Source organism: Pseudomonas sp. PS01301 (assembly GCF_029960215.1).
Taxonomy (GTDB): Bacteria; Pseudomonadota; Gammaproteobacteria; order Pseudomonadales; family Pseudomonadaceae; genus Aquipseudomonas; species Aquipseudomonas coleopterorum.
Genome location: NZ_JASCPM010000005.1, coordinates 157,461 through 183,175, shown reverse-complemented (window position 1 = coordinate 183,175; position 25,715 = coordinate 157,461). Strand labels below are relative to the sequence as shown.

The 25,715-nt window shown below is 62.7% G+C and carries 24 protein-coding genes; 11 read left to right on the top strand and 13 right to left on the bottom strand.

Translation table 11 applies throughout. The features are described 5' to 3' along the window. Nucleotides 1-119: 119 nt before the first annotated feature. From QMX89_RS04520 to QMX89_RS04500, 5 genes are all read right to left on the bottom strand, one after another. Nucleotides 120-653: a DUF3299 domain-containing protein gene (locus QMX89_RS04520; protein ID WP_049860393.1), complete on the bottom strand. Its 534-nt coding sequence runs from the start codon at nucleotides 651-653 to the stop codon at nucleotides 120-122. A gap of 140 nt (nucleotides 654-793) precedes the next feature. Then, complete coding sequence (locus QMX89_RS04515; protein WP_049860394.1) at nucleotides 794-1,042, bottom strand: GlsB/YeaQ/YmgE family stress response membrane protein; 249 nt, start codon at nucleotides 1,040-1,042, stop codon at nucleotides 794-796. 93 nt (nucleotides 1,043-1,135) lie between these two features. Then, entirely contained in the window at nucleotides 1,136-2,218 is a 1,083-nt protein-coding gene (locus tag QMX89_RS04510) for a 5-(carboxyamino)imidazole ribonucleotide synthase (protein ID WP_282347179.1), read from the bottom strand. 11 nt (nucleotides 2,219-2,229) lie between these two features. Beyond that, nucleotides 2,230-2,721: a 5-(carboxyamino)imidazole ribonucleotide mutase gene (purE, locus tag QMX89_RS04505; RefSeq protein WP_056844811.1), complete on the bottom strand. Its 492-nt coding sequence runs from the start codon at nucleotides 2,719-2,721 to the stop codon at nucleotides 2,230-2,232. A gap of 314 nt (nucleotides 2,722-3,035) precedes the next feature. Further along, nucleotides 3,036-3,944, bottom strand: coding sequence for a LysR substrate-binding domain-containing protein (locus QMX89_RS04500; RefSeq protein ID WP_056844812.1), 909 nt, complete (start codon nucleotides 3,942-3,944; stop codon nucleotides 3,036-3,038). A gap of 259 nt (nucleotides 3,945-4,203) precedes the next feature. Here QMX89_RS04500 and QMX89_RS04495 point away from each other — a divergent pair, with 259 nt between their 5' ends. The 3 genes from QMX89_RS04495 (at nucleotide 4,204) to QMX89_RS04485 (ending at nucleotide 8,295) form a co-directional block, all read left to right on the top strand. Further along, nucleotides 4,204-5,628 carry an aspartate ammonia-lyase gene (locus tag QMX89_RS04495; protein ID WP_282347178.1) on the top strand — a complete coding sequence of 475 codons (1,425 nt, stop codon included), beginning with the start codon at nucleotides 4,204-4,206 and terminating at the stop codon, nucleotides 5,626-5,628. A gap of 213 nt (nucleotides 5,629-5,841) precedes the next feature. Beyond that, entirely contained in the window at nucleotides 5,842-7,284 is a 1,443-nt protein-coding gene (locus tag QMX89_RS04490) for an alanine/glycine:cation symporter family protein (protein WP_282347177.1), read from the top strand. A gap of 12 nt (nucleotides 7,285-7,296) precedes the next feature. Beyond that, a complete protein-coding gene (locus QMX89_RS04485) occupies nucleotides 7,297-8,295 on the top strand; it encodes an asparaginase (protein WP_282347176.1) in 999 nt (332 codons plus the stop codon). Nucleotides 8,296-8,498: 203 nt separating this feature from the next. Here the strand turns inward: QMX89_RS04485 and QMX89_RS04480 are convergent, their stop codons facing one another. After that, complete coding sequence (locus tag QMX89_RS04480; protein WP_282347175.1) at nucleotides 8,499-9,710, bottom strand: YeeE/YedE family protein; 1,212 nt, start codon at nucleotides 9,708-9,710, stop codon at nucleotides 8,499-8,501. A gap of 343 nt (nucleotides 9,711-10,053) precedes the next feature. Here QMX89_RS04480 and QMX89_RS04475 point away from each other — a divergent pair, with 343 nt between their 5' ends. Further along, a complete protein-coding gene (locus tag QMX89_RS04475) occupies nucleotides 10,054-10,500 on the top strand; it encodes a GNAT family N-acetyltransferase (RefSeq protein ID WP_122743028.1) in 447 nt (148 codons plus the stop codon). 8 nt (nucleotides 10,501-10,508) lie between these two features. Then, on the top strand, nucleotides 10,509-11,186 hold the full coding sequence (locus tag QMX89_RS04470; protein ID WP_282347174.1) for a GNAT family protein: 678 nt from the start codon (nucleotides 10,509-10,511) through the stop codon (nucleotides 11,184-11,186). A gap of 67 nt (nucleotides 11,187-11,253) precedes the next feature. On the opposite strand, the gene oadA is transcribed toward QMX89_RS04470, so the two are convergent. Further along, complete coding sequence (oadA, locus tag QMX89_RS04465; protein ID WP_056844818.1) at nucleotides 11,254-13,077, bottom strand: sodium-extruding oxaloacetate decarboxylase subunit alpha; 1,824 nt, start codon at nucleotides 13,075-13,077, stop codon at nucleotides 11,254-11,256. A gap of 11 nt (nucleotides 13,078-13,088) precedes the next feature. Beyond that, on the bottom strand, nucleotides 13,089-14,504 hold the full coding sequence (locus QMX89_RS04460) for an acetyl-CoA carboxylase biotin carboxylase subunit (RefSeq protein ID WP_043192108.1): 1,416 nt from the start codon (nucleotides 14,502-14,504) through the stop codon (nucleotides 13,089-13,091). A gap of 188 nt (nucleotides 14,505-14,692) precedes the next feature. Between QMX89_RS04460 and QMX89_RS04455 the strand changes: the two genes are divergently transcribed. Continuing rightward, nucleotides 14,693-15,655 (top strand): LysR family transcriptional regulator, encoded by a 963-nt coding sequence (locus tag QMX89_RS04455; RefSeq protein WP_282347173.1) that lies wholly within the window; start codon nucleotides 14,693-14,695, stop codon nucleotides 15,653-15,655. Here QMX89_RS04455 and QMX89_RS04450 read toward each other — a convergent pair. Both QMX89_RS04450 and hexR read right to left on the bottom strand, forming a co-directional pair. Then, on the bottom strand, nucleotides 15,597-15,812 hold the full coding sequence (locus QMX89_RS04450; protein WP_282347172.1) for a hypothetical protein: 216 nt from the start codon (nucleotides 15,810-15,812) through the stop codon (nucleotides 15,597-15,599). The two genes, QMX89_RS04455 and QMX89_RS04450, sit on opposite strands and share 59 nt — an antisense overlap. Nucleotides 15,813-15,913: 101 nt before the next feature. Further along, on the bottom strand, nucleotides 15,914-16,789 hold the full coding sequence (gene hexR / locus QMX89_RS04445) for a transcriptional regulator HexR (RefSeq protein ID WP_049860406.1): 876 nt from the start codon (nucleotides 16,787-16,789) through the stop codon (nucleotides 15,914-15,916). A 237-nt stretch (nucleotides 16,790-17,026) separates the two neighbouring features. Here hexR and uvrD point away from each other — a divergent pair, with 237 nt between their 5' ends. The 3 genes from uvrD (at nucleotide 17,027) to QMX89_RS04430 (ending at nucleotide 20,778) form a co-directional block, all read left to right on the top strand. Then, nucleotides 17,027-19,210, top strand: coding sequence for a DNA helicase II (gene uvrD, locus QMX89_RS04440; protein WP_049860407.1), 2,184 nt, complete (start codon nucleotides 17,027-17,029; stop codon nucleotides 19,208-19,210). Between the two features lie 191 nt (nucleotides 19,211-19,401). Continuing rightward, nucleotides 19,402-20,253, top strand: a complete 852-nt coding sequence (locus QMX89_RS04435; RefSeq protein ID WP_282347171.1) for a TIM44-like domain-containing protein — start codon at nucleotides 19,402-19,404, stop codon at nucleotides 20,251-20,253. A gap of 117 nt (nucleotides 20,254-20,370) precedes the next feature. After that, on the top strand, nucleotides 20,371-20,778 hold the full coding sequence (locus QMX89_RS04430) for an SMI1/KNR4 family protein (RefSeq protein ID WP_049860409.1): 408 nt from the start codon (nucleotides 20,371-20,373) through the stop codon (nucleotides 20,776-20,778). 101 nt (nucleotides 20,779-20,879) lie between these two features. Here the strand turns inward: QMX89_RS04430 and QMX89_RS04425 are convergent, their stop codons facing one another. Further along, nucleotides 20,880-22,634: a cation:proton antiporter gene (locus QMX89_RS04425; RefSeq protein ID WP_056844823.1), complete on the bottom strand. Its 1,755-nt coding sequence runs from the start codon at nucleotides 22,632-22,634 to the stop codon at nucleotides 20,880-20,882. Nucleotides 22,635-22,884: 250 nt separating this feature from the next. On the opposite strand from QMX89_RS04425, the gene QMX89_RS04420 reads away from it, so the two are divergent. Then, complete coding sequence (locus tag QMX89_RS04420) at nucleotides 22,885-23,370, top strand: acyl-CoA thioesterase (RefSeq protein ID WP_049860411.1); 486 nt, start codon at nucleotides 22,885-22,887, stop codon at nucleotides 23,368-23,370. On the opposite strand, the gene pdxY is transcribed toward QMX89_RS04420, so the two are convergent. Further along, nucleotides 23,367-24,233, bottom strand: coding sequence for a pyridoxal kinase PdxY (gene pdxY, locus QMX89_RS04415; protein ID WP_282347170.1), 867 nt, complete (start codon nucleotides 24,231-24,233; stop codon nucleotides 23,367-23,369). The genes QMX89_RS04420 and pdxY overlap by 4 nt on opposite strands. A 117-nt stretch (nucleotides 24,234-24,350) precedes the next feature. Here pdxY and QMX89_RS04410 point away from each other — a divergent pair, with 117 nt between their 5' ends. After that, on the top strand, nucleotides 24,351-24,740 hold the full coding sequence (locus tag QMX89_RS04410) for a DUF3301 domain-containing protein (RefSeq protein ID WP_049860413.1): 390 nt from the start codon (nucleotides 24,351-24,353) through the stop codon (nucleotides 24,738-24,740). A gap of 5 nt (nucleotides 24,741-24,745) precedes the next feature. Here QMX89_RS04410 and QMX89_RS04405 read toward each other — a convergent pair whose 3' ends face one another. Continuing rightward, entirely contained in the window at nucleotides 24,746-25,711 is a 966-nt protein-coding gene (locus tag QMX89_RS04405; RefSeq protein WP_282347169.1) for a CobW-like GTP-binding protein, read from the bottom strand. Nucleotides 25,712-25,715: the final 4 nt, after the last annotated feature.

Below are 25,715 nucleotides of genomic sequence, written 5' to 3'. Positions count from 1 at the left end.
GCCTCTTCGCGGGCAGAGGGCTCGCCGCCCGCCCCGCTCCCACAGGTCAATGTGATTACCTGTGGGAGCGGGCTCTGCCCGCGAAGAGGCCAGACCTGCAAACTCACAACCTCACAAACTCACAAATCCGACTCCTTCACCACCCTCACCTTCTGCGCATCCAGCGCATAGGCCGCATCGGCCAGGTCATTGCTGACCTTCTCCACCTTGACCTTGCCCGTCACCCACAACGGCGTGTAGATATCGGCCAGTTTCAAGCCCTTGGGGTAGCGCACCAGGATCAGCTGGTTCGGCGGCGGTGGCGGCACGTGGATGCAGGCACCCGGATACGGCACCAGGAAGAACAGCGTGCTGTTGCCCTTGGCATCGCTTTCCAGCGGAACGGGGTAGCCGCCGATGCGGATGTCCTTGCCGTTCATGGCCGCCACCGTCTTGGTGGAATACATCACGGCGGGCAGACCCTTGGCCTGCTTCATGCCGCCTTTTTCGGTGAACGTACCCTGGGCTTCGGGCGAGTCGTGGTCGATTTCGGGCATCCGTTCCAACGCCTCCTGATCGGCCTTGGGCATCAGTTGCAACCAGTCGGTTTCCGGCAATTCAGCGTGCGCAGTGGCTGCAGCGAATACGAGACAGAGCAGGAGAAATCGGCGCATGGCAGAGCCCAGAATGGAAGGTCGGCCATTCTACCCACAGCCCGGATACGACGCAGCCCCCATCGAGGCGAACTCGAGGGGGGCTGCAATACCCGCGGCGTGATACCCGTGGCGTCGCCACAGGCATCGAATGCAGTGGATCAGCGCTTCTTGCTGATCATGCCGTAGATCACCAGCAGGATGATCGCACCGACCAGGGCGCCGAGGAAACCGGCACCTTCGCCAGCCTGGTAGATACCCAGGGCCTGACCACCGTAGGTCGCGGCCAGGGAGCCGGCGATACCCAGCAGAATGGTCATGATCCAACCCATGCTGTCATCGCCAGGCTTCAGAAAACGAGCCAGCAGACCAACGATCAAGCCGATGAAGATAGTCCCGATGATTCCCATGATGTTCCCTCTGATATGAACAGGCTTGATGCCAGGGCTCGATAGCGGCCTTGGCGTACAGCCATCAGAGGGTTGCGGGTCGGCAATGGTTCCTCAACCCTCGATCAGGGCCTGCACTTCGGCGATCTGGCGCTGCAACGTGGCGCGATCGGCACTGCGCACGGTGGCATGACCCACCTTGCGGCCAACCTTGAACGCCTTGCCATAGTGGTGCAGATGGCAATCGTCGATGGCCGCCACCTGCGCTACCGCCGGGACCTCACCGATGAAGTTGAGCATGGCGCTCTCGCCGACCTTGGCAGTCGAGCCCAGGGGCAGACCGGCCACGGCGCGCAGGTGGTTCTCGAACTGGCTGCACTCGGCGCCTTCGATGGTCCAGTGCCCGGAGTTGTGCACCCGTGGCGCGATTTCGTTGGCCTTGAGGCCGCCATCCACTTCGAAGAATTCGAATGCCAGCACGCCGACGTAGTCGAGTTTCTCCAGCACCCGGCCGGCGTAGTCTTCGGCCAGACTCTGCAGCGGGTGCGCGGTGCTCGCCACCGACAGGCGCAGGATGCCGGTCTCGTGGGTGTTGTGCACCAGGGGGTAGAAGCGGGTCTCGCCATCACGGGCACGCACGGCGATCAGCGACACTTCGCCGGTGAAGGGTACGAAGCCTTCGAGCAGGCACGGCACGCTGCCCAGTTCGGCGAAGGTGCCGGCCACGTCGGCAGCGCTGCGCAGAACCTTCTGGCCCTTGCCGTCATAGCCCAGGGTGCGGGTCTTGAGGACGGCAGGCAGGCCGATGCTGGCCACCGCAGCGTCGAGATCGGCCTGGGACTGGATGTCGGCGAACGTCGGCGTGGGAACGCCCAGGTCCTTGAACATGCTCTTCTCGAACCAGCGATCGCGCGCGATGCGCAGCGCGTCGGCACTGGGGTACACCGGGACGAACTGCGACAGGAAAGCCACCGTCTCGGCGGGCACGCTTTCGAACTCGAAGGTGACCAGGTCAACCTCGTCCGCCAACTGGCGCAGATGATCCTGGTCACCGTAGTCGGCCCGCAGATGCTCGCCCAGAGGCGCGGCACAGGCATCGGGCGCCGGGTCCAGAAAAGCGAAATTCATCCCCAGGGGGGTGCCGGCCAGGGCCAGCATGCGGCCCAGCTGGCCGCCACCGATTACACCGATCTTCATATCAAAGAACCTCAGGCCTGACGCGGGTCGGGATTGTCCAGAACGTTGTCTGTCTGCTCGGCGCGGAACGTCTTCAGCGCAGCGTGGAACTGCGGGTGCTTGGCGCCCAGGATACTGGCCGACAGCAGCGCGGCGTTGATCGCGCCGGCCTTGCCGATGGCCAGTGTCGCCACCGGAATGCCGGCTGGCATCTGCACGATGGACAGCAGCGAGTCGACGCCCGAGAGCATGGACGATTGCACCGGCACGCCCAGCACCGGCAGGTGCGTCTTGGCCGCGCACATGCCAGGCAGATGCGCCGCGCCACCGGCGCCGGCGATGATCACCTCGATACCGCGGCCTTCGGCCTCGTCGGCATACTGGAACAGCAGGTCCGGGGTGCGGTGGGCGGAAACCACTTTGACCTCGAAAGGAATACCGAGCTTTTCCAGCATATCGGCGGTGTGGCTAAGGGTGGACCAATCGGACTTGGAGCCCATGATCACGCCAACCAATGCACTCATCGTCGAGCCTCTTCTCTTGGGCGCCCGCGGGCGCGTCAAAAAACAACAAGCCACGCAGGAAGACCGGCGTGGCTTGTTATACGAATAATGGCCGGAACAGACCGGCCGAAGGCCGCGCAGTATACCGTAAGAATGAAGATTTATTGCAGCCATCTTGCCCGGTCGTCAAATGGCTGCGGAGCACGGTTTTATTGACTTTCCGGTCAGTGAAATCGGCGGTGAATGCTTCGCGGCCACTGGCCGCTCCTACAGGAATCGCGATGGCTTTTCGTAGGAGCGGCCAGTGGCCGCGATGGCAGCACCGCCGACTCGAGTCAGGCACTGCCCGCCGCCGCACCCTCCAACCGCTTCCACAGCAGCCGGACATTGGCCTTGCGTACCAGCGCGCAGCGATACGCGCGGATCTCCAGCGGTACATGCCATTGCGGCCCGCCACACACCACCAGCTCGCCGCGAGCCAGCTCGGCGCGCACGCTCAGGCGTGGCACCCAGGCGATCCCCAGCCCCTCCAGGGCCATGCTTTTCAGGCTGTCGGCCATGGCGGTCTCGTACACCGTGGTGTAGCGCAGGCTGCGCTGGCGCAGCAGCAGATTCACCGAACGCCCAAGAAACGCCCCCGCGGTATAGGCCAGCAGCGGGATGCTGCCCTCGCCTTCCAGGTCGAACAACGGTTGGCCCTGGGCGTCGCTGGCACAGATGGGCAGCATCTCGGTGGTGCCCAGGTGCAGCGACGGAAATATCTCCGGGTCCATCTGCATGGCCGAATCGGGATCGTAGAAGGCCAGCATCAGATCGCAGCCGCCCTCGCGCAGCGCATGCACCGCATCACCGACGTTGGTGGCAATCAGGCGTGTGGCGATGGGCAGACCTTCGTTGCGCAGCTTGGCGATCCAGCCGGGAAAGAAACCCAAGGCGAGCGAATGCGCTGCGGCCACCTGCATCACTTCGCCCTGCCCGCCTTCCAGGTGATGCAGATGACGCAGCACCTCACCCAGTTGATCGACCACCGTGCGCGCCGTGACCAGAAACAGCTGACCGGCCTCGGTCAACTCGATCGGCGTGCGCGAGCGGTTCACCAGGGTCAGGCCCAGCGCCGCCTCCAGGCTGCGGATGCGGCGGCTGAACGCTGGCTGGGTAACGAAGCGGCGCTCGGCCGCCTGCGAAAAGCTGCGGGTAGCCGCCAGGGCGCTGAAGTCTTCCAGCCATTTGCTTTCCAGGTTCATGTCGGTTCTCGTTTCATGAATTCACCCGCGTGCAACGGCCAGACGCGCCCACGCGATCCCTTGTGGCAGCGGCGCGAGCCGCGTCAGCGGACAACACCGGGATGACTGGAACACGCCGGATCGCCCTTGCACGTCACATGGGTCATTATGCCGATTCTGCATACCCCAGCAAGCATCAGCATTAGCCGGAAATTCTCTGCAAGCCTAGGATTGCCAGCATTCCGGTGGTTACCGGGCCCCTACAGAGACCTTCTCTATCATGTCCTCCGCTGCATCACTGCGCACTGAAAAAGACCTGCTCGGCGTTCTCGAAGTCCCGGCTGAAGCCTACTACGGCATTCAGACCCTGCGTGCCGTGCACAACTTCCGCCTCTCCGGCGTGCCGTTGTCGCACTACCCCAAGCTCGTCGTGGCCCTGGCCATGGTCAAGCAGGCGGCCGCCGATGCCAACCACCAGCTGGGTCATCTCAACAGCGCCAAGCATGCGGCAATCAGTGAAGCGTGCGCCCGTCTGGTGCGCGGTGATTTCCACGATCAGTTCGTGGTCGACATGATCCAGGGTGGCGCCGGTACGTCCACCAACATGAATGCCAACGAGGTGATCGCCAACATCGCCCTGGAAGCCATGGGCCATCAGAAAGGCGAGTACCAGTACCTGCACCCCAACAACGACGTGAACATGGCGCAGTCGACCAACGACGCCTACCCGACCGCCATCCGCCTGGGTCTGCTGCTGGGCCACGACGCCCTGCTGGCCAGCCTCGACAGCCTCATCCAGGCGTTCGCCGCCAAGGGCGTGGAGTTCGCCCACGTCCTGAAGATGGGCCGTACCCAGCTGCAGGACGCCGTACCCATGACCCTGGGCCAGGAATTCAAGGCCTTCGCCACCACGCTGACCGAAGACCTCAATCGCCTGCGCAGCCTGGCGCCGGAACTGTTGACCGAGGTGAACCTGGGCGGCACCGCCATCGGTACCGGCATCAACGCCGACCCGGGCTATCAGGCCCTGGCCGTATCGCGCCTGGCCACCATTAGCGGCCAGCCGCTGGTGCCCGCCGCTGACCTGATCGAGGCGACCTCCGACATGGGCGCCTTCGTGCTGTTCTCCGGGATGCTCAAGCGCACTGCGGTGAAACTGTCGAAGATCTGCAACGACCTGCGCCTGCTGTCCAGCGGCCCACGCACCGGCATCAACGAAATTAACCTGCCGGCGCGCCAGCCAGGCAGCTCGATCATGCCGGGCAAGGTCAATCCGGTGATTCCCGAGGCCGTCAACATGTGCGCCTTCGAGATCATGGGCAACGACCTGGCCCTGACCATCGCCGCCGAGGGCGGTCAGTTGCAGCTCAACGTCATGGAGCCACTGATCGCCTACAAGATCTTCGACTCCATCCGCCTGCTGCAGCGGGCCATGGACATGCTGCGCGAACACTGCATCCTCGGCATCACCGCCAACGAACAGCGCTGCCGTGAGCTGGTGGAACACTCCATCGGCCTGGTCACGGCGCTGAACCCCTACATCGGTTACGAAAACGCCACCCGCATTGCCCGCGTCGCCCTGCAGACAGGCCGCGGCGTGCTGGAACTGGTACGTGAGGAAGGCCTGCTCGATGACACCATGCTGGCCGACATCCTGCGCCCGGAAAACATGATCGCGCCGCGCCTCGTGCCCCTGAAGGCCTGAGCCGGCCGTACGCTCACCAGGTCGAGGGACTAGACACCTCTCACCTTTTGAGGGCTCCGAGAGCAATTTCGGAGCCCTTTTTTTGTGCCGCTGTAACGCCCTGGGTCAGACATCCCACAAGATGAATATGCCCAGTCCTATGCACCAAAAAGCTGCGCGGGCTTACACCTATGGGTATAGTGCCGCCCTTTTGAACTTGACGAGGTAACCCCCATGCTTGAAGTCATCAACGACTTCCTCTCGGGAAAAGTCCTGATCGTGCTTATCGTCGGCCTCGGTGGCTATTTCACCGTGCGCTCGCGCTTCGTCCAATTGCGCCACTTCCTGCACATGTTCAGTGTGTTCCGCGACAGCCTGCGCAACAGTTCAGACCAGCTCAGCTCGTTCCAGGCGCTGATGCTCAGCCTGGCCGGTCGAGTCGGCGCCGGTAACATCGCAGGTGTCGGCATTGCCGTGACCCTGGGTGGCCCGGGCGCGGTGTTCTGGATGTGGGTCACTGCCCTGGTGGGCATGGCCAGCAGCTTCTTCGAATGTACCCTGGCGCAGGCCTACAAGCGCTGCGACCCCGACGGTCAATACCGTGGCGGGCCTTCGTTCTACATCCAGCATGGCTTGGGCAAGCGCTGGCTGGGCATGGTCATGGCGGTGTTGCTGCTGGTGACTTTCGGTTTTGCCTTCAACGGCCTGCAATCGCACGCCGTCACCAGTTCGCTGAACGATGCCTTCGGCCTGTCCACCACCTGGACCGGTGTCGGCCTGGCCGTGCTGCTGGGCCTGGTGTTCTTCGGCGGGATCAAGCGGATCGCGGCGGTCGCCGACCTACTGGTACCGGTCAAGACCCTGGCTTACATCGCCGTCAGCCTGTATGTCATCGTCCTGCAGTTCGACCAGGTTCCGGAAATGCTCGCCACCATCGTGCGCAGCGCCTTCGGCCTGGACCCGGTGTTCGGCGGCCTGCTCGGCAGCGCCATCGTCATGGGTGTGAAACGCGGCGTGTTCGCCAACGAAGCGGGCCTGGGCAGTGCGCCCAACGTGGCCGCGGTGGCGCAGGTCGAGCACCCGGTCGCCCAAGGCGTGGTGCAGGCGTTCAGCGTCTTCCTCGACACCTTCGTGATCTGTACCTGTACCGCGCTGGTGATTCTGCTGTCGGGTTTCTACACGCCGGGCTTCGAAGGCGATGGCATTGCCCTGACCCAGAATTCGCTGGCCAACGTGGTGGGTGAATGGGGCCGGGTGTTCATCAGTGTCGCCTTGTCGCTGTTCGTGTTCACTTCGATCCTCTACAACTACTATCTGGGTGAGAACAGCCTGCGCTTCCTCATCGGCGACAACCGCAAGGCCGTGCTGGTGTACCGCGCGATCGTGCTGTTGCTGATCTTCTGGGGCGCCATCGAAAACCTGGAGACGGTGTTTGCCTTCGCCGACATCACCATGACCCTGCTGGCCTTCGTCAACCTGATCGCCCTGGCGATGCTGTTCAAGATCGGTCTGCGCCTGTTGCGCGACTATGATGCGCAGCGAAGTGCCGGGATCAAGGTACCGGTGTTCGATGCCCGGCAGTTCGCCGATCTCGACCTGGACCCCAAGGCCTGGCCGGTGCCGAACCTTTCGGCCGCCAGCGAGAAGGCCCAGGCCGCCCAGCCCGTCCAGCGTTAAGGAGCCATCGGCATGAGCATCGCATCCCCTGCCCGTCATGTACGGGTGCTGTACACCGGCGGGACCATCGGCATGCAGGCCAGCGCCAGCGGCCTGGCTCCGGCTTCCGGCTTCGAAGCGCGCATGCGTGAACAGCTTGGCGCCCAGCCTGATCGGGTGGTGCCGAAATGGAGCTTCGAAGAGCTGCTGCCGCTGATCGACAGCGCCAACATGACGCCGGCCTACTGGCAGCGTCTGCGCCAGGCCGTGGTGCAAGCGGTGGATGAACAGGGTTGCGATGCCGTATTGATTCTGCATGGCACCGACACATTGGCGTACAGCGCGGCAGCGATGAGTTTCCAGCTGCTGGGGCTCAAGGCACCGGTGCTGTTCACCGGGTCCATGCTGCCGGCCGGAGTGGCGGACAGCGACGCGTGGGAGAACGTCAACGGCGCCCTGGGTGACCTCGCCCGCGGCCTGGAGGCCGGTGTTCACCTGCATTTCCACGGCGCATTGCTGCCGCCGACGCGCTGCGCGAAGGTGCGCAGCTCGGGGCGCAATCCGTTTGCCGCTCTGCGCCGCAATGGTGGCGCCGTCAGGGCTGCGTCGTTGCCTGAGGCGCTGGATTACCGCCAGCCACGCCAGCCAGTCAACATCGGCGTGGTGCCGCTGTATCCCGGCCTGGGCGTGCCGCTGTTGCAGGCCGTTCTGGACAGTGGGGTCCAGGCCTTGCTGCTCGAATGCTATGGCAGCGGCACCGGGCCGTCCGACAATGCGTCGTTCCTGAACACGCTGCGAGCGGCCCACGAGCGCGGCATCGTGGTGGTGGCGCTGACCCAGTGCCAGGAAGGCGGGGTCGAACTGGACGTGTATGAAGCCGGTAGCCGTCTGCGCGATGCAGGCGTGCTCTCCGGCGGCGGCATGACCCGCGAGACGGCCCTGGGCAAGCTGCACGCATTGCTTGGTGCAGGCCTGCCGGTGGAAGAAGTCCGCCGCCTGGTAGAACTCGACCTGTGCGGCGAACTGGCCTGATAAAAACCGCAGCGCGTCCTTCGCGCTTCTCCAAGGGTTGCGCACATCCCGTAGGAGCGGTCATCGGCCGCGAAACAGGCGCTGCGGTGCGTCAGACAAACTGCGGCGCGCCCTTCGCGGCCACGGACCGCTCCTACGAAGCTTGCACGATCCCGTAGGAGCGGTCATTGGCTGCGAAGGACGTGCTGCGGTGCTGCTGTCACTCAGCAGCCAGTCAGCCTTTCCACCCGCGCTTCGCCGGGGAAGAACCATGGCCGCAAGCGAACGCCAGCGCTGTTGCCGATGAACGCGGCGACCAGCCATAGCCAGCCGTGCAGGCTACCGGATGCGATACCGCTGAAGTACGCGCCGATGTTGCAGCCATACGCCAGACGCGATCCATAGCCCAGCAGCAACCCGCCGATCACGGCAGCCACCAGTGACCTGCGCGGGATCTTCAGGCTCGGTGCGAAATGACCTGCCAGACCTGCCGCCAGCAACGCACCCAACACGATTCCGATGTCCATGACACTGGTGATGTCCTCCCACACCGGCGCGGCCAGCGCCTTGGCATTGGCCGCGGCCTGCCAGAACGCCCAGCTGCCCACGTCGACCCCCAGCCCGCTGGCCACTTTTGCGCCCCACAAGGCGAACGCCGAGGTGATGCCCCATGGACGCCCGGCCAACGCCAGTGTCGCGAAGTTCAGCAACGCCAGCGCTACCGCACCCCACACCAGCGGCCACGGTCCGCGGATGAACCTGTTCGAACCGGGCTGTGCGCTGGTCTCGGGCGTTTCCAGATCCCCATGTCGACGCCGCTCCAGGCGTACCGTGACCAGCGCGATCACCGCGAACAAAGCCAAGCTCAACACCAGCGCCGGGATCACGCCGAGACTCTTGACGATCGAAATCGCCGGCAGCGAGGGCAAGGCGAACCACCAGTCCACATGATGCGTGGCGATCAGCGAGCCGCAGATGAAGAACAGCAGCGTCACCAGCATGCGCGCGTTGCCACCACCGACAGTGAACAGCGTGCCCGACGCGCACCCGCCACCCAGCTGCATGCCGATACCGAAAATGAAGGCGCCGAAGACCACCGATAGTCCGGCAGGCGCCACCAGCCCCACCACCGTCTGGCCGAACAGGCTACCCGCGCCCAATGCCGGGAAGAACAGCAGCACGGCCACTGCAAGCATGACCATTTGCGCCCGCAACCCTGCCCCGCGGCGATCACGGATGAACACCCGCCAGGCCGAGGTGAACCCGAACGCCGCGTGATAGAGCGTCAGGCCCAGGGCGGCCCCAACCACCCACAACAGCACTTGCCGAGTACCCACCACGGCCGCGAGAAACACCGCGCCGAGCACCAGCAGCGATACCGCCACCAACGGCGCGCCCAGGGCGCGTCGCGGGGCAACAGAAACAGTCGAGCTCATGGAAGCGTCCAGATAGGAAAAACAATCGGCCAGTATAAAAGTTAATACACCGCCGTGCTGGCAAGCGCTGGCCGAAACCGACCGCTGCCGCACTTACCCTTTTGTGAACAACTTCACTGCAACGTTCTTCATGGGTGCCGGTCAGAAACTAGCCAATGATCGTACCGCAAGCCATTTTACTGTATGTAAAACCAGATGACTGGATTCATCTGTGGATAAGTCTGTGCATAAACAGGGGTATAACCCTGTGGATACCTGTGTGGACAATTTCCGAACGGGCCGATGGATGCGTTCATCGAGACGAACTGCCAAGATGACAGTCATCCACCACCGGAGCCCGAGCATGTCCGACCTTGCAATTCGTCCTGTCACTGCTGCCGACTATTCCACCTGGCTGAGCCTCTGGCAGGCCTATCAGCGTTTCTACAAGACCGACATTCCCGAAGCCGTGACCCAGGTCACCTGGCAGCGCATGCTCGATGAGGCCGAACCCATCAATGCCGCGCTCGCCTGGCGCGACGGCGTGGCGGTCGGTATGGTCCACTACATCTATCACCGCTCGTGCTGGACCATTGAAAATTCCTGCTATCTACAGGACCTGCTGGTGGACGATGCGGCACGCGGCGCAGGCGTGGGTCGCCAGTTGATCGAATACGTCTACGCCACCGCCAAGGCCGCCGGATGCGTCAAGGTGCATTGGTTGACTCATGAAACCAACGGCACTGCCATCGGCTTGTACCAGCGTGTCGCCGAACAACCCGGCTTCATTCAATTTCGCAAGACACTCTAGGAGCTGCCATGCCTACCTCCGCAATCGACTGGAAGCCTGTCAAGGCACCCGTGGCGACCACTATGAATGGCCGCTACATCCGCCTGGAGAAACTCGACCCCAAGCGCCATGGCGAAGACCTCTGGGAAGCCCTGCAAGGGCCGCAGTCCGACGCGCAGCTGTGGGACTACCTGCCCTACGGCCCGTTCAACGACCTGGAACTGTTCTACATCTGGCTCGATGGCTATGCGATCAGCAATGACCCGCTCGGCTTCTGTGTGGTCGACCAGCACACCGGCAAGGCCGAGGGCATCCTCAGCCTGATGTCGATCGTACCGGCGCACGGGCGCCTGGAAGTCGGCCATGTCGCCTTCGCCGCCTCCATGCAGCGCACACCCAAGGGCACCGAAGCCATCTACCTGGCGCTCAAGCTGGCCTTCAGCCAGGGTTATCGCCGGGTCGAATGGAAATGCGACAACGCCAACAAACGCTCGCGCCGTGCAGCCGAACGGGTCGGTTTCACGCTAGAGGGTGTGTTCCGTCAGCACATGATGGTCAAGGGTCGCAACCGTGACACGGCGTACTTCTCCATCACCGACAGCGAATGGCCGGCGATCGAGGGCGCGTTCGAGGGGTGGCTGGCAGCGGACAACCAGCCGGCGTCGGGGCAAGTGAAGTCGTTGGAGCAGTTTCGCGCAAGTGCGTAAAGCGCCTGTGGATAACTGAAAAAAAGGGGGCCACCCGGCCCCCAGAGGAAAACCTTGCAGCCGGAGATCAGCCCTCGATCTCGATCAATATCTCGCCGGGGTTCACGCGGTCGCCTTTGGCCACATGGATGGCCACGACCTTGCCGGCCACACCGGCCTGAACCTCGGTCTCCATCTTCATCGCCTCGGTGATCAACACCGCCTGCCCGGCCTTGACCGCATCGCCCTGCTTGACCAGCACGTCGACGATGTTGCCGGGCATCGCAGTGCTGACATGGCCCGGTTCGCTGGCCTGCTTGCGCTTGCCGATACCGCCGCCGACGAACTCGTTCAGGGGTTCGAACACGACCTCTTCAGGCATGCCGTCGATGGACAGGTAGAAATGCCGCTTGCCTTCGGCCTTGACCCCGACGCCGGTGATGTCGACTCGATAGCTTTCGCCGTGCACATCGATGACGAACTCGGTAGGGACCCCTTCACCGCTGCGCGCAACCTGGGCACCTGCCTCGGGGATCGGCAGCAACACTTCAGGTACCAGCGTGCCGGCGGCACGCTCTTCGAGGAACTTGCGCCCGATGTCGGGGAACATCGCAAACGTCAGTACATCCTCCTCCGACTGGGCCAGCTCGCCGATGTCCTTGCGCAGCTTGTCCATCTCCGGCTTGAGCAGGTCGGCGGGACGTACGTCGATGACCTCCTCACTGCCGATCGCCTGGCGCCGCAGTTGTTCGTTGACCTTGCCCGGCGCCTGGCCATAACCGCCTTGCAGGTACAGCTTCACTTCGTTGGTGATGGTCTTGTAGCGCTCGCCGGCCAACACGTTGAAAAACGCCTGGGTACCGACGATCTGCGAGGTAGGCGTGACCAGGGGCGGAAAGCCCAGGTCTTCACGCACCTTGGGAATCTCGGCCAGCACCTCGTTCATACGGTTCAGCGCGCCCTGCTCTTTCAGCTGGTTGGCCAGGTTGGAGATCATGCCGCCGGGCACCTGGTTGACCTGCACGCGGGTATCGACCGCCGTGAATTCGCTCTCGAACTGGTGGTATTTCTTGCGCACGGCATAGAAATACAGGCCGATCTCCTGCAGCAGCTCCAGGCTCAGGCCGGTGTCGAATTCGCTGCCCTTGAGCGCGGCGACCATGGACTCGGTGCCCGGATGACTGGTGCCCCAGGCAAAGCTGGAGATGGCCGTATCGATATGATCGGCGCCATTTTCCACCGCCTTGAGCTGACACATCGCGGCCAGGCCGGCCGTGTCGTGGCTGTGGATGAACACCGGCAGCGACTGCTCGGCCTTCAGGGCCCTGACCAGCTCGCCGGTGGCATAGGGCGTCAACAGACCCGCCATGTCCTTGATCGCCACCGAGTCGCAGCCCATGGCTTCCATCTGTTTGGCCTGGGCCACGAAGGCGGCGACGGTGTGCACCGGGCTGGTGGTGTAGGCGATGGTGCCCTGGGCGTGCTTGCCAGCCGCCTTCACCGCCTCGATGGCCACACGCAGGTTACGCACGTCGTTCATTGCATCGAAGATGCGGAACACATCGATTCCGTTGTCGGCCGCCTTGGCCACGAAGGCGCGGACCACATCGTCGCTGTAGTGCCGGTAGCCGAGCAGGTTCTGCCCACGCAGGAGCATCTGCAGACGGGTGTTGGGCAGCGCCTGGCGCAGTTTGCGCAGGCGTTCCCACGGGTCTTCCTTGAGGAAGCGCACACAGGCATCGAAGGTGGCGCCGCCCCACACTTCCAGCGACCAGTAGCCGACCCGGTCGAGCTTGTCACAGATGGGCAGCATGTCTTCGGTGCGCATGCGGGTCGCCAGCAACGACTGATGGGCGTCGCGCAGGATGGTGTCGGTCACGAATATGCGCTTGGAAACAGGAGTATTGGACATTGTTGTGTTCCTCACAGGCCGGCGTGGGCGGCGATGGCGGCAGCGATGGCCAGGGCCAGCTCTTCGGGTTTGCGCTTGATCGAGTACTGGGTCAGCTCCGGATGGCTGTCGACGAAGCTGGTATTGAACTGGCCGCTGCGAAACTCGGGGTTGCGCAGAATTTCCTGGTAGTAGGCCGCCGTGGTTTTGATGCCTTGCAGGCGCATGTCATCGAGCGCCCGCAGACCGCGGTCCATGGCTTCCTCCCAGGTCAGGGCCCAGACCACCAGTTTGAGGCACATGGAATCGTAGAACGGCGGAATGGTGTAGCCGGTGTAGATCGCCGTATCCGTGCGCACGCCGGGCCCGCCGGGGGCGTAGTAGCGGGTGATCTTGCCGAAGCTGGGCAGGAAGTTGTTCTTCGGATCCTCGGCATTGATGCGGAACTGCAGGGCAAAGCCGCGGTGCACGATGTCTTCCTGCTTCACCGACAGGGCAAGACCCGAAGCAATGCGGATCTGCTCGCGGACGATGTCGATACCGGTGATTTCCTCGGTGATGGTGTGCTCCACCTGCACCCGGGTATTCATCTCCATGAAATACACCTCGCCCTCGGCGAGCAGGAACTCCACGGTACCGGCGTTCTCGTAGCCGACCGCCTTGGCTGCGCGCACCGACAGGTCGCCGATGTAGGCGCGCTGCTCGGGGGTCAGCTGCGGGCTGGGGGCGATCTCGATGAGCTTCTGGTTGCGTCGCTGGATCGAACAGTCGCGTTCGAACAGGTGCACCACATTGCCGAAGCGGTCACCCAGGATCTGCGCCTCGATGTGCTTGGGGTTGACGATGCACTTTTCCAGGAACACCTCGGCCGAGCCAAAGGCCTTGGTCGCTTCGGAAATCACCCGTGGAAAGGCCTGCTCCAGTTCCTCGCGGCTGTTGCAACGGCGAATGCCTCGCCCACCGCCGCCCGAGGTAGCCTTGAGCATGACCGGGTAGCCAATGCGCTCACCCTCGGCCAACGCCTCGTGGATGTCGGCGACGTTGCCCTCGGTGCCGGGCGTGACGGGTACGCCCGCCTTGATCATGCTGCGCCGGGCTTCGGTCTTGTCGCCCATGCGGCGGATGACCTCGGCCGACGGCCCGATGAACTTCACCCCGCGCTCGGCGCAGATATCGGCCAACTCGGCATTCTCGGAGAGAAAGCCATAGCCTGGATGCAAGGCATCGCAGCCGGTTTCCACCGCCAGGTTCACCAGCTTGCGGGGGTTCAAATAGCCGGCCAGGGGCTCGGCGCCGATGCTGTGGGCTTCGTCTGCGCGCTTGACGTGCAGCGCGTGACGATCGGCTTCGGAATAGATCGCGACCGAACGAATGCCCATTTCGGCGCAGGCTCGTACGATGCGTACGGCAATCTCACCTCGGTTGGCGATCAGGATCTTTTTTATCACTTGGAATTTCCTCGACCGATGAATCCATTCGGGTCGGTGCGTGGCCGACCCTTTGGGTAACCAGTTGTTTCCTGGTCGCCTCTGCAAGCTAGCGCGGCACGAGGATTAATAAAAATCAATCTTTGTTAGGTTACATATTAGCTAAAGCTTATAGTAGGCTAATCATCGTTTGAGCATTGGATCGGGATATGCGTAAGTCACTGATGCGACTGACATTGCGTCAGCTTCAAGTATTCAATGAGGTCTGCGATCTGCGCTCGTACAGCCGTGCGGCCGAGGAAATGTCACTCACCCAGCCAGCGGTGAGCCTGCAGATTCGCCAGCTGGAAGAGCTGGTCGGCCAGCCACTGTTCGATTACGTGGGCAAGAAGCTCTACCTGACCGAAGCAGCCCAGGCGCTGCAGGCGGCCAGCCGAGACATCTTCGGCCGCCTGGAAAACCTCGACATGCAGCTCTCCGACATGCAGGGCTCCCTGCAGGGGCAGCTCAAGCTGGCGGTCGAATCCAGTGCCAAGTACTTCACGCCCCATCTGTTCGCCGCGTTCCGCACCCTGCATCCGGAGGTCAACCTGCAGCTCACGGTGGTCAACCGCGCCCAGGTGATCCGCCGCCTGAGCGACAACCGCGACGACGTGACCATCATGTCGATGGTGCCGCAGGACATGGGCCTGGACTTCATGCCCTTCCTCAACAATCCGATCGTCGCCGTCGCCCCGCCCGAGCATCCGCTGTGCCAGTTCGAACAGCTGAGCCTGCAGGACCTGCAAGCCTATACGTTGCTGGTACGCGAACAAGGTTCGGGCACGCGCCGGGCCTGCGAGGAATACTTCAAGGAGAAACGCGTGCACTTCACGCAGACCCTGGAAGTGGCGTCTGCCGAAGCCCAGCGCGAATGCGTGATCGCAGGCCTGGGGCTGGCGCTGCTGACGCGCCACGCCGTGGCCCGGGAGTTATCCACAGGCACGCTGCGCGAGTTGCCTGTGACGGAACTGCCGTTGCAGCGCAGTTGGTGCGTGGTGCAGGCCAAGGCGCGGCGTCAGTCGCCGGTGGCGCTGGCCTTCGCCGCGTTCATTCGTGCCGAGCGGGCGCAGATCACGACGCTGGTCGAGCGCTTTGCCGGGCATCCGCCGACACCGTCTGCCAGACACTGAGCTGGGCGTCGTCGCCAATTTCCTGAAGCAGGCGACGCTGCTCGGCGTAGCTCTCGATCGCACGGCGAAACTCCATGCGGCGCTGATCTTCCTGCTGACGTTTGGTGCGGGCGGCACTGTTGCCTTGCGCTTGCGAGCCATCGACGTAACGAGCCATTGCCTGTCTCCCAGTTCGAGTTCGGGAGTACAGGGTGGCGTGGGTGTATGAAGGTTTGGCGACGGGGCGGTGAACATCGGGTTAAACCGATCACGCCTCGCTCAGTCCTCGTGGGCCTCGTGGGCCTTCAACGACTTGGGCGACAGGCGCAGGCTGCGCAGACTGCGCTTGACGCTCTTCAAGTGATTGACCAGGTCCGGACCGCGGGCCATCGCCACGCCCATGGCCAGCACGTCGATCACCACCAGGTGGGCGATACGCGAGGCCAGCGGCGTATAGATTTCGGTGTCTTCGTGCACATCCACCGCCAGGTTGACCGTCGCCAGTTCCGCCAGCGGCGTCTGCCCCGGACACAGGGAGATCAACGTGGCGCCACTTTCGCGCACCAGGTTGGCGGTGATCAGCAGGTCCTTGGAGCGCCCTGATTGCGAGATGCACACGGCCACGTCGGTCGGCTTGAGGGTCACCGCCGACATGGCCTGCATGTGCGGGTCCGAATAGGCCGCTGCGGTGAGCAGCAGGCGGAAGAACTTGTGCTGGGCATCGGCCGCCACCGCGCCAGAGGCGCCGAAACCATAGAACTCGACCCGCTGCGCCGTGACCATGGCGCTGATCGCCCGCTGCAAGGCCTCGGGGTCGAGCTTCTCGCGCACTTCCATCAAGGTATGCAGGGTGGTGTCGAAGATCTTCAGGCTGTAGTCGGCCACCGAGTCGTCTTCGTGAATGGCGAACTGGCCGAAGCTCGCCCCCGCCGCCAGACTCTGCGCCAGCTTGAGCTTGAGGTCCTGGAAGCCGGTGCAGCCGATCGCGCGGCAGAAGCGCACGATGGTCGGCTCACTGATACCCACGCTGTGCGCCAGATCGGCCATGGAGCTGTGCATCACCGCCGCAGGGTCCAGCAGCACATGCTCGGCAACCTTGAGTTCGGATTTGCGCAGCAGGTGGCGAGACTGGTCGATGTGTTGCAGCAGGTTCAAGGGACAGCTTCCGCTAAAGGAGTCGAGGGGCCAGGATGTAGCTGGCCTGTAGTTATACTACAGGCCTTGGTGATCGCCCAGTTAAACGTCTCAGCACCCCCCGCGCAGGCAAAAACGGCCGGACATTGCTCAGCTCACACGTCGAATCTGCACCTTATGTCCGACACTCGCAGGATTTGTCTCGCAACCGACAACTCTTGTTTGCCCCAACTCCATCGCGCACCCTAAAATGCCGGAATGCGCGATGACCTCTCCCTTCTGCTGAATTCCCTCAACGATGCCCAACGCCAGGCCGTAGCCGCCTCCGTCGGCCGTCAGTTGGTCCTGGCCGGTGCTGGTTCCGGTAAAACCCGAGTGCTGGTGCACCGTATCGCCTGGTTGATCCAGGTCGAAAACGCCTCGCCCCACTCCATCCTGTCGGTGACGTTCACCAACAAGGCCGCTGCCGAGATGCGCCAGCGCATCGAGCAGCTGATGGGTATCAACCCGGCCGGCATGTGGGTAGGCACCTTCCACGGCCTGGCCCACCGCTTGCTGCGCGCGCACTGGCAGGAAGCCAACCTGAACCAGAATTTCCAGATTCTCGACAGCGACGACCAGCAACGCCTGGTCAAGCGGGTCATGCGCGAGCTGGGCCTGGACGAACAGAAGTGGCCGGCGCGTCAGGCGCAGTGGTTCATCAATGGGCAGAAGGACGAGGGTCTGCGCCCGCAGCACATCCAGCCTGGCGGCGATCTGTTCCTGGCGACCATGCGCTCGGTCTACGAAGCGTACGAGGCGGCCTGCGCGCGGGCCGGCGTGATCGACTTCTCCGAATTGCTGCTGCGCGCCCTCGACCTGTGGCGCGACAACCCCAGCCTGCTGGCGCACTACCAGCGGCGTTTCCGCCATGTGCTGGTCGACGAGTTCCAGGACACCAACGCCGTGCAGTACGCCTGGCTGCGGCTGCTGGCACAAGGTGGCGACAGCTTGATGGTGGTGGGTGACGATGACCAGTCGATCTACGGCTGGCGCGGTGCCAAAATCGAGAACATCCACCAGTATTCCGCCGACTTCCCGGACTCCCAGCTGATTCGCCTGGAGCAGAACTACCGTTCCACGGCCGGTATCCTCAAGGCCGCCAACGCGCTGATCGCCAACAACAGCGGGCGACTGGGCAAGGAACTGTGGACCGACGGCGACGATGGCGAGCCGCTGAGCCTGTATGCCGCGTTCAATGAACACGACGAGGCGCGCTATGTGGTCGAAACCATCGAGAGCGCACTCAAGACCGGGATGGCGCGCAGCGACGTCGCCATTCTGTACCGCTCCAACGCCCAGTCGCGGGTGCTGGAAGAGGCGCTGCTGCGCGAGCGCATCCCCTACCGCATCTATGGCGGCCAGCGCTTCTTCGAACGCGCCGAAATCAAGAATGCCATGGCCTACCTGCGCCTGCTCGAAGGGCGCGGCAACGATGCAGCCCTGGAGCGCGTGATCAACGTCCCGCCCCGAGGCCTGGGCGAGAAGACCGTCGAAGCCATCCGCCAGCATGCGCGTCACGCCGAGCTGTCGATGTGGGAAGCCGGGCGGCAACTGGTGGCCAACAAAGGCCTGACCGGTCGCGCCGCCAACGCCCTGGGCGCGTTCATGGAGCTGATCGAGAACCTGGCCGCCAAGGTCATGCAAATGCCGCTGCACCTGATGACCCAGACCGTCATCGAGCAGTCCGGCCTGATCGTCTATCATCAGGAAGAAAAGGGTGAAAAAGGCCAAGCACGGGTGGAAAACCTCGAGGAACTGGTCAGCGCCGCACGCAACTTCGAAAACAGCGAAGAAGACGCCGACCTCACGCCCCTGGCCGCATTTCTTGGCCATGCGTCCCTCGAAGCCGGCGACACCCAGGCCGAGGAGCACGAAGACAGCGTTCAGTTGATGACCCTGCACAGTGCCAAGGGCCTGGAGTTTCCCTACGTGTTCCTGGTGGGCATGGAAGAGGGCCTGTTCCCGCACAAGATGAGCCTTGAAGAGCCTGGTCGCCTCGAAGAAGAACGCCGCCTGGCCTATGTCGGCATCACCCGGGCCATGCAGCACCTGGTGATGACCTACGCCGAAACACGCCGTCTGTACGGTAGCGAGACGTACAACAAGGTCTCGCGCTTCGTGCGCGAAGTGCCCGCCGGGCTGATTCAGGAAGTGCGCCTGTCCAACAGCGTGAGCCGTCCTTTCGGCGGGGGTCAGGCACAGAACTCGAGCAGCCTGTTCGGGGCTGCCGCCATCCCGGAAACCCAGTTCAATCTGGGCCAGCGGGTGCAGCATTCGGTTTTCGGCGAGGGCGTGATCCTCAACTTCGAAGGCTCCGGCGCCCAGGCGCGGGTGCAGGTCAACTTCGCCGAAGGCAGCAAGTGGCTGATGTTGGGGTACGCGAAACTGGAGGCGGTGTAACGGTTGGCTTCTCGGCCTTTTCGCGGTGCTCGGCGGCCGCGAAAAGGCCGACACTGCATCTTCCACAGGCAGTGAAATTTCCTACGCCGCTTTTCGCAATTACGCAAAAGCTCGAAACATGTTGTCACTAGCTATGTACAGCACACCTGTGCAACATGACTCGCGTGCAATCCACCTAACGGAATGAACCTATGCAACGATTTCTCAGCATGGCTCTGGCCCTTTGCATTGGCCTGACCATGAGCCTGGATGCCAGTGCCAAACGCTTCGGCGGCGGCAAGAGCATGGGCGCAGCCCCGACTCACCAGACGCGCCAGGCCGCGCCTGCAACCCCAGGTGCCACAGCCGCCGTACCGGGCCGTGCTGCCCCTGCCGCCAGCGGTGCTTCGCGCTGGTTGGGCCCTCTGGCCGGCCTCGCCGCCGGTGGCCTGTTGGCCTCCATGTTCATGGGCGACGGCTTCCAGGGCATGCAGATCTTCGACTTCCTGATCATGGCAGTCATCGCCTTCCTGATCTTCCGCTTCATCGCCGCTCGCCGTCGCAAGCAGCAAGGCCCGCAAATGGCTGGCGCCGGTGCACCTTACCAGCGTGAAACCATCAACCAGGCCCCTGCCCAGCGGTCGATCTTCGGTGGTGCAAGCGGTGCTTCCGCAGCCCGTCCGGTGATCAACGCGCCGGCCTGGTTCAACGAAGAGAACTTCCTGAACGCCGCACGCAACCACTTCCAGTCGCTGCAGCAGCACTGGGACGCGAACGAGATGGACAAGATCGCCGAGTTCGTGACCCCGCAGATGCTGCAATCGCTGAAGCAGGAACGCGCCGAGCTGGGTGATGGCTTCCAGTCCACCTACATCGACGATCTGCATGTACAGCTGGAAGGCGTGGATGATCGTGCCGAGAAGACTATCGCTACCCTGACATTCGTTGGTGTATCGAAGACTTCGCGCTTCGACAAGGGCGAACCCTTCAGCGAAAGCTGGAACATGGAACGCGCCCAGGGCGAAAACCAGCCTTGGCTGGTGGCCGGTATCCGCCAGAACTGATACGCGTCACGCTTTGCAAAGCCCCGGCCCTGGTCGGGGCTTTTGCATTTTGAACGTTGCATCCATTTCCAGCTAAGGTATAAACCGCAGCGCGTATTCTGGTCAGAGGAAAACATCGTGGAAGAAGTGATCGAGCAGCTCCGAGAAGCCAACGAACCGGTACCGGTTCCCCTGGAACTGCCAGACGAAGACCTGCTGGTCGAGATCGAAGAGCAGTTGTTCATCAACATTCCGTTCGTCTTCAAGGAATATCTGCTCACCGTCAGCGACGTGGTGTACGGCAGCCTGGAGCCGGTTACCGTGACCGATCCGCAATCGCACACCTACCTGCCGGACGTTGCGGCGACGGCATGGGACCTCGGCGTCCCGCGCGAGCTGATCCCGATTTGTCAGGACGGCGACGATTACTACTGTGTCGAAGAAGACGGCACCGTCGTGTTGTGGTCGGGCGAAGAAGAGTTGGTGACCGAGGAAAGCTGGGAATCGGTCTGGCACTGGGCGCGGGATGTCTGGCTGGAAAGCTGATCGGTACAGGCAGGTGTGACCTTTTCACCGCTCGATGGCGCGCCGCCAACCCTGTGGGAGCGGGTTCTACCCGCGAAGAGGCCAAACCTGCCTACCCAACTTCAATGCTCGACGTTGTTGTCCAGGGTCTCCAGCAAAGCCACCTGCATCCGCGTATGCACGCGAATGAACCAGCGCCACAACACGGCCACCACTGCGGCTGCCACCACGGCAATCAGCAGCAGCAATTCCAGGGTCGGCAGGATGCTCGCCGACAGCGCGGCCAGCAGCACGAAAATCATCAGCAGCGACAATAGCGGAATGACTTCGGCAATGATGCGTCGAACCCGCTGGGTGTGCCTGCCCGCCATTTCCGGTTTCACGCCCATTTCCGCCAGGAGCATCGACAGCGCCTTGAGCTTGCGATAGGCGGCGATCAGGAACGGCAACGACAGCAGCAAAGCTGCGCCCCAGATCAAAGCTTTCTGCCCACCGGGCTCGGCCACCCATGTGGTCAGGTATCCACCGATCCGCTCGGCGAAATAGGCCCCGGCAAAGAAGATACCGATCACCAGCGCCAGGTTGACCCCTACCTGCAGGAGAATCTTGCGGATCATCGACGCCAGCATCGCGCTCTGCCCGCGCGGCTGAATGCTGCGCAGCCATTCCCCGTACATTCCCAGCACCCGCGCCATCCGCTGCGGCACCAAAGCGCCCAGACGATGGGAAAGCGGGTCTGCCGCCCGGATCAGGTACGGCGTGGACAAGGTCGTCAGCACCGATACCGCTACGGCAACGGGATAGAGGAAGTCGCTGGTGACCTGCAGGGTCATGCCCAGCGCTGCGATGATGAACGAGAACTCGCCGATCTGGGACAGCCCCATCCCCACTCGAAGGGACGTCTTGCCATCGTTGCCGGCGATGAATGCCCCCATCCCGCAGGAGACGATCTTGCCCAGCACCACCGCCACGGTGATGACCGCGATCGGCCAGGCGTAGGCGAGCAGGATGGCAGGGTCGAGCATCAGGCCGATGGCGACGAAGAAGATCGCGCTGAACATGTCGCGGATGGGTTCGATCAGCCGCTCGATTTTCAGCAGTTGCCGAGATTCGGCCATGATCGCCCCGATCAGGAAGGCGCCCAGTACCATGCTGTATTCAAGCTTGACCACCAGCAGGCAGAAGCCGAAGCACAGGCCCAGCACGGTCACCAGCAGCATCTCGTTGCTCTCGAAGGTGGCCACGTAGGCCAACAGACGTGGCACCACCAGGATCCCCACGACCAACGCGATCACCATGAACAGCGAGAGCTTGCCGACCGTGGAGAACACCTCACCGGAACTGACCGCACCGCTGACGGCGATACCTGACAGCAGGGCAATGATGCCGATACCCAGAATGTCCTCGACGATCAGCACACCAAAGATCAGTTGCGCAAACCGCTCGTTCTTCATCTTCAGGTCGTTGAGTGCCTTGACGATGATGGTGGTCGAGGAGATGGCAAGGATCGCACCTAGGAACAGCGAATCCATGGTGCCCCAATCGAACCAGCGGCCAATCTCGTAGCCAATCCAGATCATCAGCACGATTTCCAGGAACGCGGCGATGAAGGCCGTGGCGCCGACCTTGAACAACTTGCGCAGGCTGAATTCGAGCCCGAGGCTGAACATCAGGAAGATCACCCCCAGTTCGGCAAGGGTCTTGATGGTGTCTTCGTCATGGATCAAGCCGAAAGGCGGGGTGTGCGGGCCAATGATGAAACCCGCGACGATGTAGCCGAGCACCACCGGTTGCCGCAATCGGTGAAACAGGATGGTCACCACGCCGGCCACCAGCATGATCACTGCCAGGTCCTGGATGAAACTGATGGCATGCACGGTGATAGCCTCCTTTGCTATTCAGAATTACGGTACCAATTGTTTCAGGAGGCAGGTTAACACTGCCCATTGCAGGCAAACGTCGGTGCAATATGCGGAAACAGATCGCCGCTATGCCCTACGTAATGGCACGATAGACGTGACGGAGTAGCCTCGTTCAGCGTCCGCCTGTGGACGAGACCCGTCGTAAGTGGCCAACGCCAGAATAGGTGATGCCCCTGTACTTCTGCCAACCAACCGTGAGTTCACTATGGAACCTGGAAACGCCCAGCTGTCGATGACGGTGCTGATGACCCCTGACATGGCCAATTTTTCCGGCAATGTGCATGGAGGAACGCTGCTCAAATACCTCGACGAAGTGGCCTACGCCTGCGCCAGCCGCTATGCCGGCCGGTATGTGGTGACCTTGTCGGTGGATCAGGTGATTTTCCGCGAGCCGGTGCACGTGGGCGAACTGGTGACCTTCCTGGCATCGGTCAACTACACCGGCAACACGTCGATGGAAGTGGGGATCAAAGTGGTCACCGAGAACATCCGCGAGCGTTCGGTGCGCCACACCAACAGCTGCTTCTTCACCATGGTGGCGGTGGACGACCAGCGCAAGCCCGCCCACGTACCGCCTTTGAAGCCACAGGATGCCGAGGGCACGCGGCGCTTCATCCAGGCGCAGCAGCGCCGGCAGATCCGCCAGGAGCTGGAAAAGCGCTACCGCGACCTCAAGGAAGAACCGATTTAAAGCGCCACGGCTTCGAAACGCAGGCGCGGATGCACGATCCGATCCTGGGCGCGCACCAACTCCAGTTCGTAGCTGGCGCACGCCTGGGTCTCCAGCAGCACTTCGTGCACTGCCGCGGCCGTGAACTCGAAAGCGGCCAGCCAATCATCGCCCAGCAGTAGCCTGGCCAGAAACAAGCCACTGGTCAGATCACCCACGCCGACCGGCTGACGCGGAAACGCCAGCAGCGGACGCCGCAGGTGCCAGCTGCCTGTGGCGGTGACCAGCAGCATCTCGAAGTCTTCAGATGATTTGCCGGGGTAGGCCAGATGTTTTACCAGCACTGCTTTCGGGCCCCGGGCCAGCAAGGCGCGCGCCATGGCCACGCAATCCTGCAGGGAGTCGGCCTTGCGGCCGCTGAAGCTGTCGAGCTCCAATTGGTTGGGGCACAGCACGTCGGCTGCCGCCACGGCTTCATCGAGCAGAAAGTCGCTGACCTCGGCCGGCACCACGCAGCCTTTTTCCGCATGCCCCATCACCGGGTCGCACAGGTACAGGGCCTTGGGATTGGCTGCCTTGACTCGCCGTACCACGCCCAGGATTGCCCGCCCCTGAGCAGCGCTGCCCAGGTAGCCGCTGAGCACCGCATCGCAGTTGCCCAACTCGCCAATCGTCGCAATCCCTTCGACCAGTGCGGGAATGTGTTGCGGCGCCAACACTTCTCCCGTCCACTGACCATACTGTGTGTGATTGGAAAACTGCACCGTATTCAATGGCCAGACCTTGACCCCCACCCGCTGCATCGGGAAAACCGCCGCGCTGTTGCCGGCGTGGCCGAACACGACGTGGGACTGGATGGCGAGCAGGTGTGGTGTACGTTTCATGCAAGGATTCCGGACCGGTGACAGGACTTCATGGCGCGCAGTATCGCGCGAAATGCAGCCTGTACGACAGACCGGAGACACAGTTAAGCTGCGAGCAACCGGTTGGAGCGCACGTTGATGTTGACCCTTGGCAATATGTTCATCCTGATGTTACTGGCCGCAGGTGCGGCCTGGTTGTGGCACAACCATGGCCTGCGCGAGAAGGCGTTGGAGCGGGTCAAGCAGCATTGCGGCAAGCTCGATCTGGAACTGCTCGACGACAACGTCGCCTTCAAGCGCTTTGCCTGGCTGGCCGATGCCAACGGCCGCAAGCGCCTGGCGCGGGTGTACAACTTCGAGTTCACTGTCACCGGCGAGCAGCGCCATGCAGGCATCGCCACCCAGTTCGGGCCGCACGCGGTGCAGATCGAGCTGGCACCCTACCCGTTCGAAGTGAAGACGCCGACCAGTGCCGAGGTCATCGAAATGAGCCAGTGGCGCCAGGAACACAAGCGCTGGCGCCCCTGAGGGTGTCAGTCCTGTGACGGATCCGGCACCTGTGCTCGCAACAACCCTTGCTGCAAGCGCGTTGCGTCCTGGGGTGTGTCGAATATCAGCTCCACCCGTGAATCGCGACGCCACTCACTCGGTCTCCATTGGGCGGTTTGTCCTGCCAGCAAATTACCTGATCGCCACCCCTGCGTGCTGTGGATAACCAGCTTGGCCCGACGCCAACCTTCATCCTCCAGCCAACGCCCCAGGGCCTGCAGATCGAACTGCACCTGTGGGTGCCAACGCCAGCCGATGCTCCAGCCATCAGGGTGATCCTGGACTTGGCATTGGCCACGAGACTTATCCACCCATAGATCACCCAGCGCATTGGGGCTGTCTATCGGCTTGTCCACAAAAAGCGCGACAGGCTTATCCACAATCGGCAGTTGATCGAAGCGGATTTCATCGACGTCCCGCCACAGCATTTGAGCTGTGGGTAAATTTTTACTTATACACAGCTCATGAATATCGGATGCTTTGTTCATGATCAGCAATCCCGCAGTGCGCGCGGCTTCCAGCTGTACCGCAGGCAGCGCATTCCCCGCCCTGAGTGCCAGAGCGTCAAGCACCATCACCAGCGGTTGCACGGCCAGGACCCCGCGCCAAGGCGCTTCACCCAGTTGTGCGAGGATCTGCAATGGATGGCCCAGGCCCGACGGCTCGATGAACAATCGATCCGGACGGGCACTGCGCAGCAAGCGGGCAAGACCAATCTGAAACGGCGCTCCATTCACGCAGCACAGGCAACCCCCGGCGATTTCACCGATTGCGATACCATCGTCGGCTGTAGCCAACAACGCTGCGTCTATGCCCACCAGACCGAATTCGTTGATCAAGACGGCCCAGCGTTCGTCCGCTGGCTTGCACGTCAGCAGATGACGAATCAGGCTGGTCTTGCCGGCGCCCAAGGGGCCTGCGATGACATGGGTGGGAATGTTCTGCAGCATGGTC

What these genes read in the sequence shown, in the direction of transcription:
- QMX89_RS04520 (WP_049860393.1), bottom strand. Translation starts at nt 653, where the DNA reads ATGCGCCGATTTCTCCTGCTCTGTCTCGTATTCGCTGCAGCCACTGCG.
- QMX89_RS04515 (WP_049860394.1), bottom strand. Translation starts at nt 1,042, where the DNA reads ATGGGAATCATCGGGACTATCTTCATCGGCTTGATCGTTGGTCTGCTG.
- QMX89_RS04510 (WP_282347179.1), bottom strand. Translation starts at nt 2,218, where the DNA reads ATGAAGATCGGTGTAATCGGTGGCGGCCAGCTGGGCCGCATGCTGGCC.
- purE (WP_056844811.1), bottom strand. Translation starts at nt 2,721, where the DNA reads ATGAGTGCATTGGTTGGCGTGATCATGGGCTCCAAGTCCGATTGGTCC.
- QMX89_RS04500 (WP_056844812.1), bottom strand. Translation starts at nt 3,944, where the DNA reads ATGAACCTGGAAAGCAAATGGCTGGAAGACTTCAGCGCCCTGGCGGCT.
- QMX89_RS04495 (WP_282347178.1), top strand. Translation starts at nt 4,204, where the DNA reads ATGTCCTCCGCTGCATCACTGCGCACTGAAAAAGACCTGCTCGGCGTT.
- QMX89_RS04490 (WP_282347177.1), top strand. Translation starts at nt 5,842, where the DNA reads ATGCTTGAAGTCATCAACGACTTCCTCTCGGGAAAAGTCCTGATCGTG.
- QMX89_RS04485 (WP_282347176.1), top strand. Translation starts at nt 7,297, where the DNA reads ATGAGCATCGCATCCCCTGCCCGTCATGTACGGGTGCTGTACACCGGC.
- QMX89_RS04480 (WP_282347175.1), bottom strand. Translation starts at nt 9,710, where the DNA reads ATGAGCTCGACTGTTTCTGTTGCCCCGCGACGCGCCCTGGGCGCGCCG.
- QMX89_RS04475 (WP_122743028.1), top strand. Translation starts at nt 10,054, where the DNA reads ATGTCCGACCTTGCAATTCGTCCTGTCACTGCTGCCGACTATTCCACC.
- QMX89_RS04470 (WP_282347174.1), top strand. Translation starts at nt 10,509, where the DNA reads ATGCCTACCTCCGCAATCGACTGGAAGCCTGTCAAGGCACCCGTGGCG.
- oadA (WP_056844818.1), bottom strand. Translation starts at nt 13,077, where the DNA reads ATGTCCAATACTCCTGTTTCCAAGCGCATATTCGTGACCGACACCATC.
- QMX89_RS04455 (WP_282347173.1), top strand. Translation starts at nt 14,693, where the DNA reads ATGCGTAAGTCACTGATGCGACTGACATTGCGTCAGCTTCAAGTATTC.
- QMX89_RS04450 (WP_282347172.1), bottom strand. Translation starts at nt 15,812, where the DNA reads ATGGCTCGTTACGTCGATGGCTCGCAAGCGCAAGGCAACAGTGCCGCC.
- uvrD (WP_049860407.1), top strand. Translation starts at nt 17,027, where the DNA reads ATGCGCGATGACCTCTCCCTTCTGCTGAATTCCCTCAACGATGCCCAA.
- QMX89_RS04435 (WP_282347171.1), top strand. Translation starts at nt 19,402, where the DNA reads ATGCAACGATTTCTCAGCATGGCTCTGGCCCTTTGCATTGGCCTGACC.
- QMX89_RS04420 (WP_049860411.1), top strand. Translation starts at nt 22,885, where the DNA reads ATGGAACCTGGAAACGCCCAGCTGTCGATGACGGTGCTGATGACCCCT.
- pdxY (WP_282347170.1), bottom strand. Translation starts at nt 24,233, where the DNA reads ATGAAACGTACACCACACCTGCTCGCCATCCAGTCCCACGTCGTGTTC.
- QMX89_RS04410 (WP_049860413.1), top strand. Translation starts at nt 24,351, where the DNA reads ATGTTGACCCTTGGCAATATGTTCATCCTGATGTTACTGGCCGCAGGT.
- QMX89_RS04405 (WP_282347169.1), bottom strand. Translation starts at nt 25,711, where the DNA reads ATGCTGCAGAACATTCCCACCCATGTCATCGCAGGCCCCTTGGGCGCC.